At 64.9% G+C, this 16022-nt stretch carries 17 protein-coding genes and 2 tRNA genes; 10 read left to right on the forward strand and 9 right to left on the reverse strand.

Annotation, left to right across the window (positions count from 1 at the left end):
• Positions 1-7: 7 nt before the first annotated feature.
• Genes MI302_RS07750 through MI302_RS07760 form a run of 3 tightly spaced genes read right to left on the reverse strand, consistent with a single transcriptional unit; the run spans position 8 to position 3730 of the window.
• Positions 8-667 carry a site-2 protease family protein gene (locus MI302_RS07750; protein WP_038029595.1) on the reverse strand — a complete coding sequence of 220 codons (660 nt, stop codon included), beginning with the start codon at positions 665-667 and terminating at the stop codon, positions 8-10.
• A complete protein-coding gene (locus tag MI302_RS07755) occupies positions 664-1269 on the reverse strand; it encodes a membrane protein (protein WP_015717455.1) in 606 nt (201 codons plus the stop codon). Before MI302_RS07755 ends, MI302_RS07750 begins: the two co-directional genes overlap by 4 nt.
• Complete coding sequence (locus tag MI302_RS07760; RefSeq protein WP_239725387.1) at positions 1244-3730, reverse strand: CBS domain-containing protein; 2487 nt, start codon at positions 3728-3730, stop codon at positions 1244-1246. The genes MI302_RS07755 and MI302_RS07760 overlap by 26 nt, the downstream gene beginning before the upstream one ends.
• Positions 3731-3820: 90 nt before the next feature.
• Here MI302_RS07760 and MI302_RS07765 point away from each other — a divergent pair, with 90 nt between their 5' ends.
• Both MI302_RS07765 and MI302_RS07770 read left to right on the forward strand, forming a co-directional pair.
• Positions 3821-4873, forward strand: coding sequence for an integrase core domain-containing protein (locus tag MI302_RS07765; RefSeq protein ID WP_239725388.1), 1053 nt, complete (start codon positions 3821-3823; stop codon positions 4871-4873).
• Between the two features lie 57 nt (positions 4874-4930).
• Positions 4931-5024: transfer RNA gene (locus MI302_RS07770), tRNA-Ser, on the forward strand.
• Positions 5025-5039: 15 nt separating this feature from the next.
• On the opposite strand, the gene MI302_RS07775 is transcribed toward MI302_RS07770, so the two are convergent.
• Both MI302_RS07775 and MI302_RS07780 read right to left on the reverse strand, forming a co-directional pair.
• Complete coding sequence (locus tag MI302_RS07775; RefSeq protein ID WP_239725389.1) at positions 5040-6287, reverse strand: Gfo/Idh/MocA family protein; 1248 nt, start codon at positions 6285-6287, stop codon at positions 5040-5042.
• Positions 6288-6511: 224 nt separating this feature from the next.
• A tRNA-Ala gene (locus MI302_RS07780) sits at positions 6512-6586 on the reverse strand.
• A gap of 164 nt (positions 6587-6750) precedes the next feature.
• On the opposite strand from MI302_RS07780, the gene rpsB reads away from it, so the two are divergent.
• The 8 genes from rpsB to MI302_RS07820 all read left to right on the forward strand — a co-directional run bounded on the left by rpsB (position 6751) and on the right by MI302_RS07820 (position 13135).
• Positions 6751-7539 (forward strand): 30S ribosomal protein S2, encoded by a 789-nt coding sequence (rpsB, locus tag MI302_RS07785; RefSeq protein ID WP_239725390.1) that lies wholly within the window; start codon positions 6751-6753, stop codon positions 7537-7539.
• Entirely contained in the window at positions 7536-8126 is a 591-nt protein-coding gene (gene tsf, locus MI302_RS07790; RefSeq protein WP_019550673.1) for a translation elongation factor Ts, read from the forward strand. Before rpsB ends, tsf begins: the two co-directional genes overlap by 4 nt.
• Before the next feature lie 75 nt (positions 8127-8201).
• Positions 8202-8906 (forward strand): UMP kinase, encoded by a 705-nt coding sequence (gene pyrH / locus MI302_RS07795; protein ID WP_015717577.1) that lies wholly within the window; start codon positions 8202-8204, stop codon positions 8904-8906.
• Positions 8907-8916: 10 nt separating this feature from the next.
• Entirely contained in the window at positions 8917-9474 is a 558-nt protein-coding gene (gene frr, locus MI302_RS07800) for a ribosome recycling factor (protein ID WP_038069921.1), read from the forward strand.
• Between the two features lie 93 nt (positions 9475-9567).
• Positions 9568-10398: a phosphatidate cytidylyltransferase gene (locus MI302_RS07805; RefSeq protein WP_126216131.1), complete on the forward strand. Its 831-nt coding sequence runs from the start codon at positions 9568-9570 to the stop codon at positions 10396-10398.
• Positions 10395-11498: a 1-deoxy-D-xylulose-5-phosphate reductoisomerase gene (dxr, locus tag MI302_RS07810; protein WP_239725391.1), complete on the forward strand. Its 1104-nt coding sequence runs from the start codon at positions 10395-10397 to the stop codon at positions 11496-11498. The genes MI302_RS07805 and dxr overlap by 4 nt, the downstream gene beginning before the upstream one ends.
• Entirely contained in the window at positions 11495-12505 is a 1011-nt protein-coding gene (locus MI302_RS07815) for an RIP metalloprotease (protein WP_239725392.1), read from the forward strand. Before dxr ends, MI302_RS07815 begins: the two co-directional genes overlap by 4 nt.
• Complete coding sequence (locus MI302_RS07820) at positions 12506-13135, forward strand: glycosyltransferase (protein ID WP_019550668.1); 630 nt, start codon at positions 12506-12508, stop codon at positions 13133-13135.
• On the opposite strand, the gene MI302_RS07825 is transcribed toward MI302_RS07820, so the two are convergent.
• Genes MI302_RS07825 through MI302_RS07840 form a run of 4 tightly spaced genes read right to left on the reverse strand, consistent with a single transcriptional unit; the run spans position 13132 to position 15959 of the window.
• A complete protein-coding gene (locus MI302_RS07825) occupies positions 13132-13704 on the reverse strand; it encodes a hypothetical protein (RefSeq protein ID WP_052037927.1) in 573 nt (190 codons plus the stop codon). The two genes, MI302_RS07820 and MI302_RS07825, sit on opposite strands and share 4 nt — an antisense overlap.
• 4 nt (positions 13705-13708) lie before the next feature.
• Positions 13709-14494: a pyrroline-5-carboxylate reductase gene (gene proC, locus MI302_RS07830; protein WP_015717584.1), complete on the reverse strand. Its 786-nt coding sequence runs from the start codon at positions 14492-14494 to the stop codon at positions 13709-13711.
• Positions 14491-15690, reverse strand: coding sequence for an RsmB/NOP family class I SAM-dependent RNA methyltransferase (locus MI302_RS07835; RefSeq protein ID WP_239725393.1), 1200 nt, complete (start codon positions 15688-15690; stop codon positions 14491-14493). The genes proC and MI302_RS07835 overlap by 4 nt, the downstream gene beginning before the upstream one ends.
• Entirely contained in the window at positions 15687-15959 is a 273-nt protein-coding gene (locus MI302_RS07840) for a stage V sporulation protein S (RefSeq protein ID WP_014515944.1), read from the reverse strand. The genes MI302_RS07835 and MI302_RS07840 overlap by 4 nt, the downstream gene beginning before the upstream one ends.
• Positions 15960-16022 lie beyond the last annotated feature (63 nt).

The following is a 16022-nucleotide window of genomic DNA, read 5'->3' on the forward strand; positions in this document are numbered from 1 at the left end:
CCCCAGTCTAGCCGAAGAAAAAGCCAAAGAACACCCGCCGGGCCAAGCGCAACACCTCCTGGATAGGCCCCCGCAACACGGTAAGGATCAGAAGAAAGGAAAGCCAGGCGTACTGCTCCAACCGCCACAAAAGGGGTTGCCAAGAAAGGGGAAGAAGGCTCTGCAGGATCTTGGAACCATCCAAAGGGGGGATGGGCAGGAGGTTGAAGACCGCCAGGACCAGGTTAATGGAACTGGCGAAAAAGGCCGCCAGGGCCAGCAGGCCGAGCTCAGTCTGCCCCTCCCCCCGCAGGGTCATCACCACTCCCACGGGATCCAGGGTAAATAGCCCCCGAACCAGGAGGGCAAAGAGCACGGCCAAAACCAGGTTGATGACGATCCCGGCAATGGAAACCACGAAAAGCCCTAAGCGGTAGTGGCGGAAGGCCGGAGGGTAGATGGGCACGGGTTTGGCCCAGCCGAAGCCCACCAGGAGGAGAAGCACCGTCCCCAGGGGATCCAGGTGCCGCAAGGGGTTAAGGGTAAGCCTCCCTTGGCGCTTGGCGGTGGCGTCCCCGAAAAGGTAGGCCGCGTAGGCGTGGCCCAGCTCGTGAAGGACCAGGCTGAACACCAAGATGGCAAAGGTCAAAAGAAAGGCCAGGGGATCCCGCTGCAAAAGAGCGATCATAGCCCGATGACCCGGTATAGCGTGGCCAAGAAGCCCGCAAGCCCTTGGACCACCGCCCCGGTAACCCCGGTATAGGAGAGCACCAGAAAGATCAGGATGAAACCCAGGGGTCCGTAGGCCGCAAGCTGCTCCAGAAAGCGCCGGGCCTCATACCCGCCCACGGCGTAGAGGGCCTTGGCCCCATCCAAGGGAGGCACGGGGAAAAGGTAGATGGCGGCGTGAAGGAGCATGAGCCTTTGGGCCAGCAGAAGTCCTTCGCCAAAGGGATAGGGCAGAAAGCGGGCGAGAAGGCCATAGAGGAAGGCAGCCACAAAAAACCCCAAAGGCCCCATGAGGGCCACCATGGCCCCCTTCCTCCCGGGAAGGTTCGTGGGCACGGTTCTCGGCCATCCGAAACCCAAAAGGAGCAAAAAGACCAGGCCTAAGGGTTCCAGGTGGACCTTTAGGTCCAAGGAGAGGAAACCGTAGCGGCGGGGAGCCGTATCCCCATACCGGTCCGCCAGGTAGGCCTGGAACAGGTTGTGGACCACGAGGCCAAAAACAGCAAAGGCGAAGGCCACCAGGAAGACCGGGGGGTCATTGAGGTACGGAAAAAGACCCATCGCCTATCAGTCTACGGGCTAAGGCCAGTTCCTCCTCGAAGGTCCTTACCTCCCCCCGGGCCCGCGCCTCGGCCACCTGGCGCAGGATCTCCCCCACCCTGGGGCCAGGCTTCAAGCCCAGCTGCAAAAGGTCCCGCCCCATGAGGACCCGCCTTTTTTCCGTAAGCCAGCCCTCTTTCCCGGGGAAGAGGGCCAGAAAAACCCCGCGCAAGGGCTCCTTCCCCAAAGCCTCCTTGTCCACCTCCTCCCAGGAGCCTTTGAGAAGCAGGGCCAAGGCCTCCTGCAACCGCTTGGGAAGCCCCAGGGCCAAGGCCTTTTCCAGGGGGTTTTCCTGGAAGTAGAGGAGAAGGAGGAGGCGAGCTTCCACCCTAGCCCGCCCAGGCGGAAACCCCTCGTCTTCCAGAGGCCCCCACCTAAGCCGTACAAAGGGGTCCCTGGGTGGAAGCTTTAGCCCGTAGAGGGGACCCAAGGCCCCAAGCTCCTCCAAAAGGGAAAGGGCCTCGAGGAAGGTGTCCTCCTCCAGGGTCAAGAAGAGCTCGTCGCGCAGGCGGCTCTTGCTGGCACCCTTGAGCACCTCGGGAAGGAGGGCTGGGGGCAAGGCCTTTAAGGCCTCCTCGGAAAAACGGAAGGCCAACCGGGCAGCCAGGCGCGCCCCCCGGACGATGCGGCTCGGGTCCTCCACGAAGGAAAGGGGATGCAGGGGACGGAGGAGGCGGTTCCTTAGATCCTCGAGGCCCCCATAGGGATCCAAAAGCTCTAAGGTGGCCAAGGACAGAGCCATGGCGTTCACCGTGTAATCCCGCCTCTCCAGGTCCTTGGCGATGGGGGCCGGACGCACCTGGGGCAAGGCGCCGGGATAGGGGTAGACCTCCTCCCGGCTTTCCGCCAGGTCCACGGTAAGGCCAAAACTCACGCGCACCCGGGCGGTGCCAAAGGCATAGTGGAGGCCAAAGCTGCCCCCGAAGCGCTCCACCAGAAAGCGGGCCACCTCCCCCACCCTGACCCCTGGTTCCAGAACCAGGTCCAGGTCGGGGCCCGACCGGTCCAAAAGGGCATCCCGCACCGCCCCCCCCACCAGGTAGATCCCTTGCGGAAACGCCTTCCTAAGGGCCAGGACCACCCGCCTGGCCCCTTCGGGTAAGGCTTCCAGGATCCGCTCCCCCAGAGGCTTCTCCAAAGCGGGCTTCTTGCGGTAGAGGTCGGTACGGGTGAAGATCCCAAGAAGCTTAACGCCCTCCCCCAACCTCTCCCCCACCAGAACCCTTCCCCCTCCCGCCTTCAAGTGGGGCTCCACCTCGGAAAGGGGGGTCTCCGGGGGAAGGACAAGGGCCCGGGCCAAAAAGCCCTCCACGGGATACTCCGCCAGGCCAAGTCTTTCCGCCTTCCTAAGATCCCTTCTCCGGGCCAGGCCCAAGACCCGCACCCTTCCTCCCTCCAGGGGCTCCACCACCGGCATGGCCCCGTACCCCCGCTCCTCCAGGATCCGCAGGGCTTCCCGCACGGTGGTGGGGCGCAGGGTTTCCACAGGCGCGGACATGACCTCGGCTAGGGTGGACTCGGGCTCCAGGTACTGGGGAAGGCTTTCCAGAAGGCGCCGCACCGCATTGCGTACCCCCCGCACCCGGGCAAAGGCCGCCCGGGGGTGCCCCCCACCTCCCACCTGGGAAAGCCAGCGGCCCACATCCAACCGCTCCCGGCTCCGGGCGATGAGGAGGACCTCCCGGGCAAGCCGAAGCACCAGCAACACCCCATGGGCCTCGTGCAGGTCCAAAAGAGCATGGGCGAGGGGGGCCAAGGCCGGCACATAGCCCTCCTCCTGAGCCCGGGCGAGGAGGAGCCGGAACCCCTGCCGTTCCACCACCTTGGCGGTGCGGATAAGGCTCTTCAGGACCTCCCGGGCCTCCTCCCCCAGCTGGGGCCGTACCCACTCCCGCACCCGGGGGATCTCCGCTCCTTGCTGGGCTAAAAAGTAAGCGGCCTCGAGGTCCTGGGGCGTGGTGGAGGGAAAGCTGAACCCCCCGGTATCCTCCCAGATCCCCGCATAGGCCAAGGTGGCCTCCAAGGGTGTGAGGGTCAGGCCCCGCTCCCGGATCAGGGGAACCAGGAGGCTCACCGTGGCACCCACCTGGGCCACCCTCCCCCCCACCGCGGGCACATCCCCCGGTGCCCGCGGGTGGTGGTCGAAGACCAAAAAGGGCACCCGGCCCACCAGGGCCTTAAAGGGACCGATGCGCTCAGGCCGGGCATTGTCCACCAGGACCACCTCGGTCACCCTTTCCACGGGGATCTCCGCAGCCGGAACCAGATCCAGGCGATCCTCCAAAAGGGGGGCGATCTCCTTCAAGGGCCCCTCGAGGCCCCCAATCAAGGCCAGAACGCTTCCCGGAAAGAGCCTTCCCGCCAGGACCATGGAACCCAGGGCGTCAAAGTCCAGGTTCTCGTGGGCCACCACCACCCGCACACCTTCAGCTTACTGAACCCGGACAGACACATGTGAGACTGGACGAGTAAAAATGTGGGGACCACTCCAGAAGAGAGGGGGTCCCCACGGATGCAGCTTACCACGGTTGGCAAAGAGGTTTTGCGGGGAGCGCGGAAGGCCCGGGAACTCCAAGAGGCCGGGGCCGGCGATCCCACGGTTCAGGACCGCTTACGGAAGCTCAAACAGGTGGAGGCGCTCAGGAAATACCGGGTGGGCTGGCCCGAGATCCAGGAGCTTTTGGGGATCAGCCGGGCCACCTATTACCGCTGGCGGAAACGCCTCAAGGAAGAGGGCCTTGCCGGTCTTAAGCCTCGGTCAAGACGTCCTCAGCGCTTGCGGCGGAGGATTTACTGGTCTTCGGATCTGCTGATCCGGGTGGAAGCCCTAAGGAAGGAGAACCCCACCTGGGGCCGCTGGCCGATTTGGCTGACCCTAAGGAAGGAGGGCTTTGCGGTGAGCGAGCGTACCGTGGGGCGGATCCTGGCCTACCTGGAAGCACACGGCTGCGTGGAAAGCGTAGCGGCCTTTCTGGCCCAGGCCCGGCGGGGGAAGGGGGGGCGAAGACCCAGGAGGCCCTATGCGCAAAGGAAGCCCAAGGGATACGAGGTGGGTCACCCTGGCGACCTTATCCAGGTGGATACCCTCACCGTGACCCTGGGCCCTGGGGAGACGATCCAGCACTTCTCGGCCGTCGACCTCTTCACCCGTTTCTCCCTTGCGGAAGTCCACACCCGAGCCACGGCCAACCTGGCGGCCAGCTTTCTTGCCCGCCTGATGGTGCGAGCGCCTTTTCCTATCCGTGCGGTGCAGGTGGATGGGGGCAGCGAGTTTATGTCCGATTTTGAGGAGGTCTGTGAACGTTTGGGCGTTAAGCTCTTCGTTCTTCCTCCGAGGAGCCCCAAGCTCAATGGTCACGTGGAGCGGATGCAGCGGACCTTTAGGGATGAGTTCTACACACGACCGTTGCCTTCACAGATCCCCGAGCTCCAAAGGGAGCTTGACGCCTACCTGGACCACTACAACCGCCGGCGACCCCACCGGGCCTTGGGGGGCCTGGCCCCTTTAGAGTACCTGGCTAGAATACGGGGGGAGGCGGTCCCCACAGAGTCTCAAATGTGTTGACCGACTACACTTACTTGACGATAAAAACGGGCCTTGTTAAACTCAGGCTTGGCACTTGGAGAGGTGCCCGAGTGGCTGAAGGGACACGACTGGAAATCGTGTAGGCGGGCTTAAACCTGCCTCGCGGGTTCGAATCCCGCCCTCTCCGCCAAAGATCCCCTGCCCTTCAGGGCAGGGGATTTTCTACTTGAACCACCCTCCCCTCCCTCCTGGCCTCCTCCGCTAGGAAGGTGAGCCGGTGGGCCTGCACCGCCTCGGAGAAAGGCTCCACAAGGCTTTCGTCCTCCCGGGTTAGGGCCTCCAGGAAGGCCCGCACCAAACCCAGGTCCCCCCCCCCGTGCCCGCTTCGGATGGAGCCCTCCCGTTCCGTCTCCAGGTCAAAGACCCTCTCCCCCTCCCCGAACCGGTAGAGCCTCAGGTACCTCCCGTCCCCAAAGAGCTCCCCCCGGGTGCCGAAGACCCGGGTTTCCCGAAACCGCATCCGGCTTAGGCCCTCCACGTGCAAGCTGGCCGTGCGCCCGTCCCGGTATTCCAGCATCACCACCTGGTGGTCCGCCACGTCGTTTTTCCCCAGGTACACGCACTCCCCGTAGGGGCCTTCCGCCAGGGCCATTACCAGGTTCTCCCAGGTCACCGGGTAGGCCACCACGTCCAGGGGCCAGCCCCTTTCCCCCTTCTCGTAGGCTTCCAGGTAGATGCGCCTGGCGGAGAAGGGGCAGTTCCTCTCCACCTCCTCCGGGCATTCCAGGCATCGGGAGGCCGCCTTATTAGGTCGGTTCTCCGGGCGGAAGTGGAAAAGCCCCCCGAAGGAAGCCACCCGGTTCACCTCCCCCGGCATCACGAAAAGCAGCCAGTCCAGGTCGTGCACGCTCTTGGCCAGGAGAAAGGGGCTGGACTCCTCTTCCCTTCGCCAGTTTCCCCGCACGAAGCTGTGGGCGTAGTGCCAGTGGCCCACGGGTTCCAGGTGCTGGACCGACACCACCTCCCCCACGGCCCCTTCCCTTAAGAGAGCCTTCAGGGCACGGGCGTAAGGGGTGTAGCGAAGCACGTGGGCCACGGCCACCAGGCGTCCGGTGCGTTCCTTGGCCTGGGCCACCCGTTCCACCTCGGCCCAGGTGGGGGCGATGGGCTTCTCCAGGAGGAGGTGGTAGCCCTTCTCCATCAGGGCCACCGCCGCCTCGGCGTGGAGCCGGTCGGGCAGGGCGATGACCGCCGCCTCCCCCAGAAGGGGAGCCTCCAGAACCTCCCGCCAGTCGGCAAAGGTCCACTCCACGGGGAAGGCTTCCCGGAAGGCCTGGAGGCGCTCGGGGCGGGGATCCGCCACCCCGGCGATGCGGGCGCCCAGGGCGTGGGCGTGGTGGGCATAGGCCATGCCGCGGTTGCCCGCTCCCAGGAACACCAGGCTGGGGGCCATGGCTCCATCCTGCCATGGCCCGCCCCCTTTGGAAAAGGCTCGAAGAGCGATTCCAAGGCCTTTTCAACCAACAGCCGCCCGATCGCGCCTAAGGGCCCAAACCCAAGGGCCCCAGCCTGCCGGGGATGGGAGCCCAAAACCAACCCATCCCATAAGCCCTCGCGAAGCAGTAAAAACCACCCCCCGGCCATGCTACCGGGGGGTAAAGCTTTGTGTCCTGGACTTGGTGGAGCGGAGGGGATTTGAACCCCTGACCTCCCGCTTGCAAGGCGGGTGCTCTCCCTCTGAGCTACCGCCCCAAGCCTAGGGGAGTATAGCCCAAAAGGGGGGGTTACGCAAAGCCCCTTTTCCCCCTATAATCGGGAAGGTGTGCCGGGCCAGCCCGTAGGCAGGGGAAGGTCCTGCGGGAAAGAGGACGGCACACAGGAAACGCCAAGCCCAACCTTCCCCGAATGGGAGGAATATGCCTGTAAACATCAGCATCAAGGAGCTTCTTGAGGCAGGGGTTCACTTCGGCCACGAGCGCAAGCGCTGGAACCCCAAGTTCAGCCGCTATATCTATGCGGAGCGCAACGGCATCCACATCATCGACCTGCAGAAGACCATGGTGGAGCTGGAGCGCACCTTCCGCTTCCTCGAGGACCTAGCCATGCGGGGAGGCACCATCCTCTTCGTGGGCACCAAGAAGCAGGCCCAGGACATCATCCGCATGGAAGCGGAGCGGGCCGGGATGCCCTACGTGAACCAGCGCTGGCTGGGTGGCATGCTCACCAACTTCAAGACCATCTCCCAGCGGGTGAACCGCCTGGAGGAGCTGGAGAACCTCTTCGCCTCCCCGGAGATCCAGGACCGGCCCAAGAAGGAGCAGGTGCGCTTGAAGCACGAGCTGGACCGCCTGCAGAAATACCTTTCGGGCTTCCGCCGTCTGAAGCGCCTTCCTGACGCCATCTTCGTGGTGGACCCCACCAAGGAGGCCATCGCCGTGCGGGAGGCCCGCAAGCTCTTCATCCCCGTGGTGGCCCTGGCGGACACCGACTCCGACCCCGAGCTGGTGGACTACATCATCCCCGGCAACGACGACGCCATCCGCTCCATCCAGCTCATCGTCTCCCGGGCTGTGGACCTCATCATCCAGGCCCGGGGCGGGGTGGTGGAGCCCTCCCCCTCCTACGCCCTGGTGGAGGAGGCCGAGAAGGCGGAAGCCCAGGTCGAGGGGGAATCCGACTTCGGCGAGGACGAGGTGGAAGCATGAGCCAGATGGAACTCATCAAGAAGCTGCGCGAGGCCACGGGGGCCGGCATGATGGATGTGAAGAAGGCCCTCGAGGACGCCGGCTGGAACGAGGAAAAGGCCGTCCAGCTCCTCCGGGAGCGGGGGGCCATGAAGGCGGCCAAGAAGGCGGAGCGAGAGGCTCGGGAAGGGGTCATCGGCCACTACATCCACCACAACCAGCGGGTAGGGGTCCTGGTGGAGCTCAACTGCGAGACCGACTTCGTAGCCCGGAACGAGATCTTCCAGAACCTGGCCCGGGACCTGGCCATGCACATCGCCATGATGAACCCCCGCTACGTCTCCGCCGAGGAGATCCCCGCTGAGGAGCTGGAGAAGGAGCGGCAGATCTACATCCAGGCCGCCCTCAACGAGGGCAAACCCGCCCAGATTGCGGAGAAGATCGCCGAGGGTCGCCTGAAGAAGTACCTGGAGGAGGTAGCCCTTCTGGAACAGCCCTTCGTCAAGGACGACAAGATCCGGGTGAAGGAGCTGATCCAGGAGGCCATCGCCAAGACCGGGGAGAACATCGTGGTACGGCGCTTCTGCCGCTTTGAGCTGGGGGCATAGGTCATGCGGGAAACCGGGGCCCTTACCCAAAGGGGCCCCGGTTTTGTTAAATCAGGTTGTGGGGCCAGATAAGCCATGAAGTACAAAAGGGTTCTCCTTAAACTCTCCGGCGAGTTTCTGACCGCAAATGGCTTCGGCATCGAACCCGAGGCCACCAAGGCCCTGGCCAAGGAGATCAAGGCCGCCTACGACACGGGAGTCCAGCTGGCCATCGTGATCGGGGCGGGGAACCTCTGGCGGGGAGCAAGGCAGGGGGTGGGTATGGACCGGGCCACCGCCGACTATATCGGCATGCTGGCCACCATCATGAACGCTTTAGCCCTGCAAGACGCCCTGGAGTCCCTGGGGATCCCCACCCGGGTCCAGACCGCCCTCACCATCACCCAGGTGGCCGAGCCCTACATCCGCAGGCGGGCCCTGCGCCACCTGGAGAAGGAACGCATCGTCATCTTCGGCGGGGGAACGGGCAACCCCTTCTTCTCCACGGACACCGCCGCCGCCCTAAGGGCCCTGGAGGTGGGGGCCGAGGTGGTCCTCATGGCCAAGAACAAGGTGGACGGGGTTTATTCCGATGACCCCCGGAAGAATCCCCACGCGGTCCGCTTTGACGAGCTCACCTACCTGGAGGTCTTGAACCGGGGCCTGCAGGTCATGGACACCACCGCCATCACCCTGTGCATGGAAGCGGGGCTTCCCATCGTGGTCTTTGACATCTTCAAACCCGGCGCCCTGGTGGGTATTATCCAGGGGGAAAAGGTGGGTACCCTGATCCACACCTGAAGGAGGTGCCATGAGCCTGAAAGAGCTTTACGCGGAAACAAGGGCGCACATGCAAAAGAGCCTCGAGGCCCTGGAGCACAACCTGGCGGGCCTTCGTACCGGGCGGGCCAACCCCGCCCTTCTCCTCCACCTCAAGGTGGAGTACTACGGCACCCATGTGCCCCTGAACCAGATCGCCACCGTAACCGCCCCCGACGCCAAGACCCTGGTGGTGCAGTCCTGGGACCAAAACGCCCTGAAGGCCATAGAGAAGGCCATCCGCGACTCGGACCTGGGCCTGAACCCCGCCAACAAGGGGGATGCCCTGTACATCAACATCCCCCCCCTCACCGAGGAGCGGCGCAAGGAGCTGGTGAAAACCGCCCGCCACTACGCCGAGGAGGGACGGATCGCCATCCGCAACATCCGGCGCGAGGCCCTGGAAAAACTCAAGAAGTTTTCCAAGGAACTCCACCTCTCGGAGGACGATACCAAGCGGGCGGAGGCCGAAATCCAGAAGATCACCGACGAGTTCATTGCCAAGGCCGACGAGCTTCTGGAGAAGAAGGAGCAGGAGATCCTAGGCTAGGAAGCCCCTTAGGACCCACCTTTTGTCTGCTGTGGACGGCTTGCCCAAATCTTATGGGCCCCTTACCCGGGGGCCCACGGGAAAGGAGGGGTGATGGAGGGCAGGGACGACCTGCCCACCCGGGTCCTCTCCGCCCTGGTAGGGGTTCTTTTGCTCCTATGGGTGCTGTGGGGGGGACTCGCCCTAATCCTGCCCACCCTAGTTTTCGTCCTGTGGCTGGGGAGCCTGGAGCTTAGGGACATGCTGGCCAAAAGGGGCATCCGGCTGAACCTGCCCTTCCTGGTGGGCGGAGGGGTACTCCTCTTCTTTTTCTCCTTGCCCCAGCTCTACTGGCACTTCCCCCAGGTGCCCTGGCGGGAAGTGGCCCTGGGGCTTTTCCTATTGGGAAGTTTCAGCTATGAGCTGCTCAGAGGAGCCGACCTCACCCGCTTCGCCTTCACCCTCATGGCCTTTTTGTACCTGCCCTGGAGCCTGGGGTATGTCCTCCTCCTGAGGGAGATCCCGGACAGCACCCTGGGCCTTTGGACCCTTTCCCTGCCCCTGGTGGCCAGCTTCGCCACCGACATCGGCGCCTACTTCGTGGGCCGGACCCTGGGCCGTCAAAAGCTGGCCCCGGAAATCTCCCCCGGTAAGACGGTGGAAGGCTCTCTGGGGGGGATTGCGGTAAGCTTCCTGGCCCTGGCCCTCTACACCGGGCTGGTGCGGGAGGTCTTCCCTTTCGGCCTATTGGAACTTTGGCTTTTCAGCCTCCTCCTTTCCCTGGCCGCCCAGCTTGGGGACCTGGTGGAGTCCATGCTGAAGCGGTACTGTGGGGTGAAGGACTCGGGGCACTTCCTTCCCGGCCACGGCGGCCTTCTGGATAGGATCGACAGCCTTCTCTTCACCTTCCCCCTCACCTACTTTTTGGTGGTGCTCTTCACATGAAACGGGTGGTGATCCTAGGCTCCACGGGTTCCATAGGGCGGCAGGCCCTCGAGGTGTGCCGCTGGCGGGGCTACCGGGTGGTGGGGCTTGCCGCCGGGCAAAACCTGGAGGAGCTCTCCCGCCAGATCCAGGAGTGGAGGCCCCTCCTGGTGGCCGCCCACGAAAGCCTCCACGAGGAGCTAAAGGCTCGCTTCCCCGGGCTAAGGCTTGGCACCCCGGAGGAGGTGGCCTCCTTGGAAGCGGAGGTGGCCGTGGCCGCCATTCCGGGCCTTGCGGGGCTTGCTCCCACCTGGGCTGCGGCCAGAACAGGAAAGCGCCTGGCCCTGGCCAACAAGGAGGCCATGGTGGCGGCAGGGCCCCTCCTCTGGCAGGAGGTGGAAGCCCAGGGAGCTGAGATCCTCCCCGTGGACTCCGAGCACTCGGCGCTTTTCCAGGCCCTCCTGGGGGAAAGGCGCGAGGATGTGGCCGAGCTCATCCTCACGGCAAGCGGAGGACCTTTCCTTTGGGAGCCCGAGGATCTCTCCCAGGTTACCCCAGCCATGGCCTTAAACCATCCCCGCTGGTGCATGGGCCCCAAGGTGACGATAGACTCCGCCACCCTCTTCAACAAGGGCCTCGAGGTCCTCGAGGCCAAGGAGCTTTTCCGCTTTCCCCTGGAGAAGATCAAGGTCCTGGTTCACCCCCAGGCCTATGTCCACGGCCTGGTCCGCTTCGTGGACGGTAGCCTCAAGGCCCAACTGGGCCCCACGGACATGCGCCTTCCCATCCAGTACGCCCTCACCTACCCCGAAAGGGCGGAAACCCCTTTGCAGAACCTCCCCTTCCCTGGGGTGCTGGAGTTCTTCGAGCCGGACCTCAACCGCTTCCCCGCCCTGGCGGTGGCCTACGAGGCGGGAAGGCGGGGCGGGGTGGCCCAGGTGGCGGTTTCCGCCGCCGATGAGGTGGCGGTGGAGGCCTTTCTTTCCGGAAAGATTCCGTTTACCGAAATTCCAAAGATCCTGGCCCGGGTCCTGGAAAATACCCCTTCCCTTCCCCTAACATGGGAGAACCTCTTCGCCGTGGATGCCTGGGCCCGGGAAGAGGCCAAGAGGTGGGCATGAGCTTGGTCTGGTTTCTGATCATCATCGGCGTGAGCATCTTCGTGCACGAGCTGGGGCACTACCTGGCAGCACGGGTTCAAGGGGTGCGGGTCAAGGCCTTCAGCCTGGGCTTCGGCCCCGTCCTTCTCAGGCGGCAGGCCTGGGGAACGGAGTGGCGGCTTTCCGCCATCCCCCTAGGGGGGTATGCGGACATCGAAGGCCTCCTCCCCGAGGAGCGGGGCCGGGGGTACGACGCCCTGCCCTTCCTGGGCAAGCTTTTGGTCCTGGTGGCCGGGGTGCTCATGAACATCCTTTTGGCCTGGGGACTCCTTGCCTACCTCTTCAGCGCCCAAGGGGTGCCGGAGGCCACGGGAAGGGCCATCATCCTGGAGGTCCTGCCGGGAAGCGTGGCGGAAGAAGCGGGGCTACGGGCCGGCGACATCCTGGTAGCCATAGACGGCACCCCCCTGGCCCAGGCCCAGGGGATCGAGCGGGTCAAGACCCCAGGGGAACATACCCTCACGGTGCTCCGCCAAGGCCAGGAGCTCACCCTCTCCCTCACCTGGAAAGAGGGCATGGAACGGCTTGGGGTGGTGTACCAGCCCGAGGTAGCCTTCCGCCGGGTGGGACTCCTGGAGGGGCTTGGGCTAGCCGTAAGCCGCACCCTGGCCTTCGGACCCCAGATGGTGAAGGCATTGGTGGGAGGGCTTTTGAGCGTGCTGGCGGGAAATCCCGACAACGGGGTCATGGGACCGGTGGGCATCGTGGCGGAAACAGGCCGGGCAGCCCAGGAAGGCCTTTTCCGGTTGCTGGAGCTTACCGTGGCCATCAACCTCTCCCTGGCCCTCTTCAACCTTTTACCCATTCCTGCCCTGGATGGCGGGCGTGTTCTCCTCCTCTTCCTCTCCCGCTTCCTGCGCATCCGCCCCGAGCAGGAGGCGATGGTCCACTACCTGGGCTTTCTCTTCCTCATCCTTCTGGTCATCCTGGTCACCTTCCAGGACCTAAGGCGGCTTCTCGGGGGCTAAATGGAGGCCACGGTCCTCATCCCTGCCTACAACGAGGAGGCCTCCATCGCAGGGGTGGTGCGGGTGGCCAAGGAGGCAGGTTTCCCCGTGGTGGTGGCCGATGACGGCTCAGAGGACCGCACCGCCCAGGAGGCCGCCAGGGCTGGAGCCCAGGTGGTGCGCCTGCCCCACAACCGGGGTAAGGGCGGGGCCATCGCCGAGGGGCTCAAACGGGTGAACACCCCCTTGGTCCTCCTCCTGGATGCGGATCTTCTGGGTCTTGCCCCGCACCATCTGGAGTCCCTGCTGGACCCTGTGGCAAAGGGGAAGGCGGAGATGACGGTGGGTGTCTTCCAAGGGGGAAGGCTTTCCACGGATCTCGCCATGCGCCTTACCCCCTTTCTCTCCGGACAGCGGGCCCTGAAGACGGAGGATTTGCGAAGGGTGCCGGGCCTCGAGAACGCCCGATACGACTTGGAGCTCCTCCTCACCCGCTACGCTAAAAAGGCGGGCTGGCGGGTCCTCTACCTGCCCCTTCCTGGGGTGAGCCAGGTGATGAAGGAGGAAAAGCGGGGGCTTCTACCGGGATTGTTCCACCGCCTGCGCATGTACCGGGAAATCCTGCGCTACTACCTCAAGGCCAAGGCTTAAGGCCCCTGCCTGGGCGTAAGGGCCTGTGGGAGCCTTAAAAGCTCCACCCAGTCCTCCCCGGTGCGGTAGGCCACCACCCCGAGGCCCGGAACCAGGAAGATCTCCTTGAGGTCCGTACCCCCTTTCTCCGTGGTGTAGGCCACCCGCACCCGGTAGGCGTTGAAGGCCCCGGCCTTTACCCTTACCCCTTCGATTCCCTCCACCCGGGCGGAAAGGGCCACCCGCTGCCCGCGAAACCGGGCGCTTCCCCCCCAGGAAAGCCCCAGGTCCAGCCTCGAGGGATAGAGAAGAAGGGGGGGCGTAAAGGGAAAGTACCCCTCGGGCAGGCCCACCCCCAGGAGAAAAAGCCCCTCGGCACCCCCTTTGAGCCGGTCCTCCCGGAACACGCGCCCCTCCTTCCAGTAGCGGAGGCGATACCCCTCCTGGGTGGGAAGAAGCTCCTGCTGGGTGCCATCGGAGTACAGGTACCGTCCCCCTCCCTGGGGAAAGACCTGGCCCAGGGCCAGGGAAAGGAAAACCGACACCGCCCAGAGGAACCGCCAAAGCCCCCTGCCCTTAGCGCTTTCCATACCCTTACTCCGCCTCTCCCAGCTCGTGCCCGCGCCGGGTGGCGGCCTCCACCGCCTCGTAGAAGGCAGCTCTCAAGGAGCGGGCCTCGAGGGCATGGAGGCCATGGATGGTGGTTCCCCCGGGGCTGGCCACCTCGTCCTTGAGCTGGGCGGGATGGCGGCTTTTCAAGAGCTCCCCCGTGGCCGCCAGGGCCTCCGCCGCCAGGCGCAGGGCCAGGGCCCGGGGCATACCCATCTTCACCCCAGCATCGGCCAAAGCCTCCGCCACCACCGCCAGATAGGCGGGGGCGGAGGCGGACATGGCGGTGAAGGGGTCAAAGAGGTGCTCGGGGATCTCGTACACATCCCCCACGGTGGCGAAAAGGGACCGGGCAAACTCCAGGTCCCCTGCCTCCCGGGCCTCCCTCAAGGCGGTAAGGGCGGTGGAGCTCTCCCCGATCACCGCCGCCAGGTTGGGCATGGCCCGCACCACCCGCCGGGTGTCCAGCCTGCGGGAAAGCACCGCCGTGGATACCCCGGCCATGATGGAGATGTATCCCACCCCGGGGTGGGCGATCTCCGGGGCCAGATGGGGAAAATCCCGGGGCTGGACCGCCAAAAGCACCCGCTCCGCCTGGGCGAGTTCCTTAAGGGCCAAAGGACGAAGCCCAAAGGCCTCGGCCAGCTCCCGGGTGCGCTCCGGGGTGCGGCCCACCACCCCCACCTCCCCGGGCCTGAGGAAACCCCGGTCCAAGGCTCCCTTCAGGATGCTTTTCCCCATCTTGCCCAGGCCCACAAACACCAGCTTCATGATCTAGAGTTTACCTTCCGCAGGCGCAGGTAATAAAACCCATCCAGGCCTCCCTCCGGGGCCACATAGACACCCAGGCCCGACCGAAGCGCGGGAAAGGGGCAGGCTATGGGCTCCGGCACAAACTCCGGGTGCCGGGCAAGAAAGGCCCGGGCCACCCCCTCCCCTTCCTCCTCCGTCAGGGTGCAGACGCTATACACCAGCACCCCCCCTTCCTCCGTAGCCCGGGCAGCGGTCTCCAGAAGCTTAAGCTGCAACTCCGCCATGCGCCTCGGATCTTCTGGAGCCAGGCGGTAGCGGAGCTCGGGATGGCTCCGGAAAGTCCCGGTTCCGGTGCAAGGAGCATCCAGAAGAACCTTTTTGGCCTTCTCGGAAAGAGGTTCCCTCAGGTCCTGGGTGAGGTAGATGACCCTCAGGCCCAGCTTCCTCGCCGTCTTCTCCCCTGCCTCCTGGCGTCTGGGGTTCAGGTCGTAGGACACCACCTCCGCCCCCTTGGCGGCCAGGTAAAAGGCCTTAAGCCCCGCACCCCCGCACAGGTCCAGCACCTTTTCCCCGGGGACAGGGCTAAGAAGCCGGGCGGCAAAGAGGGAAGCGGGGTTTTGGGGCTGGAGGCCTAAAGCAGAAAAGTCGGTTTTCCCTCCCTCCCAGAGGTAGCTATCAGGGATGGGCCCTGGCTTCAATCCCTCCACGGAGCGGTACGCGGTGACGAAGAGGGGAGCGGGCTCGTTGAACCCCTCCGCGAAGGCCACCTGGCCGAAGAATCCTTGCCAGGCTTGGCAAAGCCAGTCGGGCAGGCTGAGGCGTACGCACTCCGGGGCCTCCCGCAGGCTCAAACGACGGAGCACGGCGTTGACCAGGCCGACGAGGCGCGGGGAAACCTTTTTGGCCTCCTCCACCCAGGGGCTCACCCGGGCATGGTCCGCCTTGCCCGCAAGCCACTCCCAGGCCCCCAGGCGCAGGATCCAGCGCACCTGGGGAGGAAGCCTCTCCGGCTTCCTGAGGTGGGGCTCCAAGAGAAAGTCCAAATACCTCAGGCGGCGCAGGACCCCGTACACCAGGTGGGTGGCGTAGGCCCTGTCCCGCTCGGGCCAGGACAGGCGGTCCAGAGCCCGGTCCAAAAGCAGCTGGGCCCTGCCGCCCCGCTCCACCTCGAGGAGGATGCGAACGGCCAGGGCCCTGGGGCTTCCCGGCCTCAAGACTCCAGGGGATGGGCCTTGATGCTGAACTTAAGGGCGGTCCGCTCCTCGTTCTCCAGGTCCAGCTTGACGAAGGCCGGCTTGACCACCAGGTCCAGGTTGTCGGGGGCGATGTACCCCCGGGCGATGGCGATGGCCTTCACCGCCTGGTTCACCGCCTGGGGCCCGATGGCCTGCACCTCCACCTCCCCCTTGGTGCGCAAGAGCGCCGCAATGGCGCCGGCCACGGAGTTGGGGCGGGACTTGGAAGACACGCGCAACGTTTCCACTTTGACCTCCTGAAAGCTCTTGGGCCACCCCGCTTTGGAAGGACATGGGCGGCTTCAGGCCCA

The organism is Thermus sp. NEB1569 (genome assembly GCF_022385295.1).
GTDB lineage: Bacteria > Deinococcota > Deinococci > Deinococcales > Thermaceae > Thermus > Thermus scotoductus.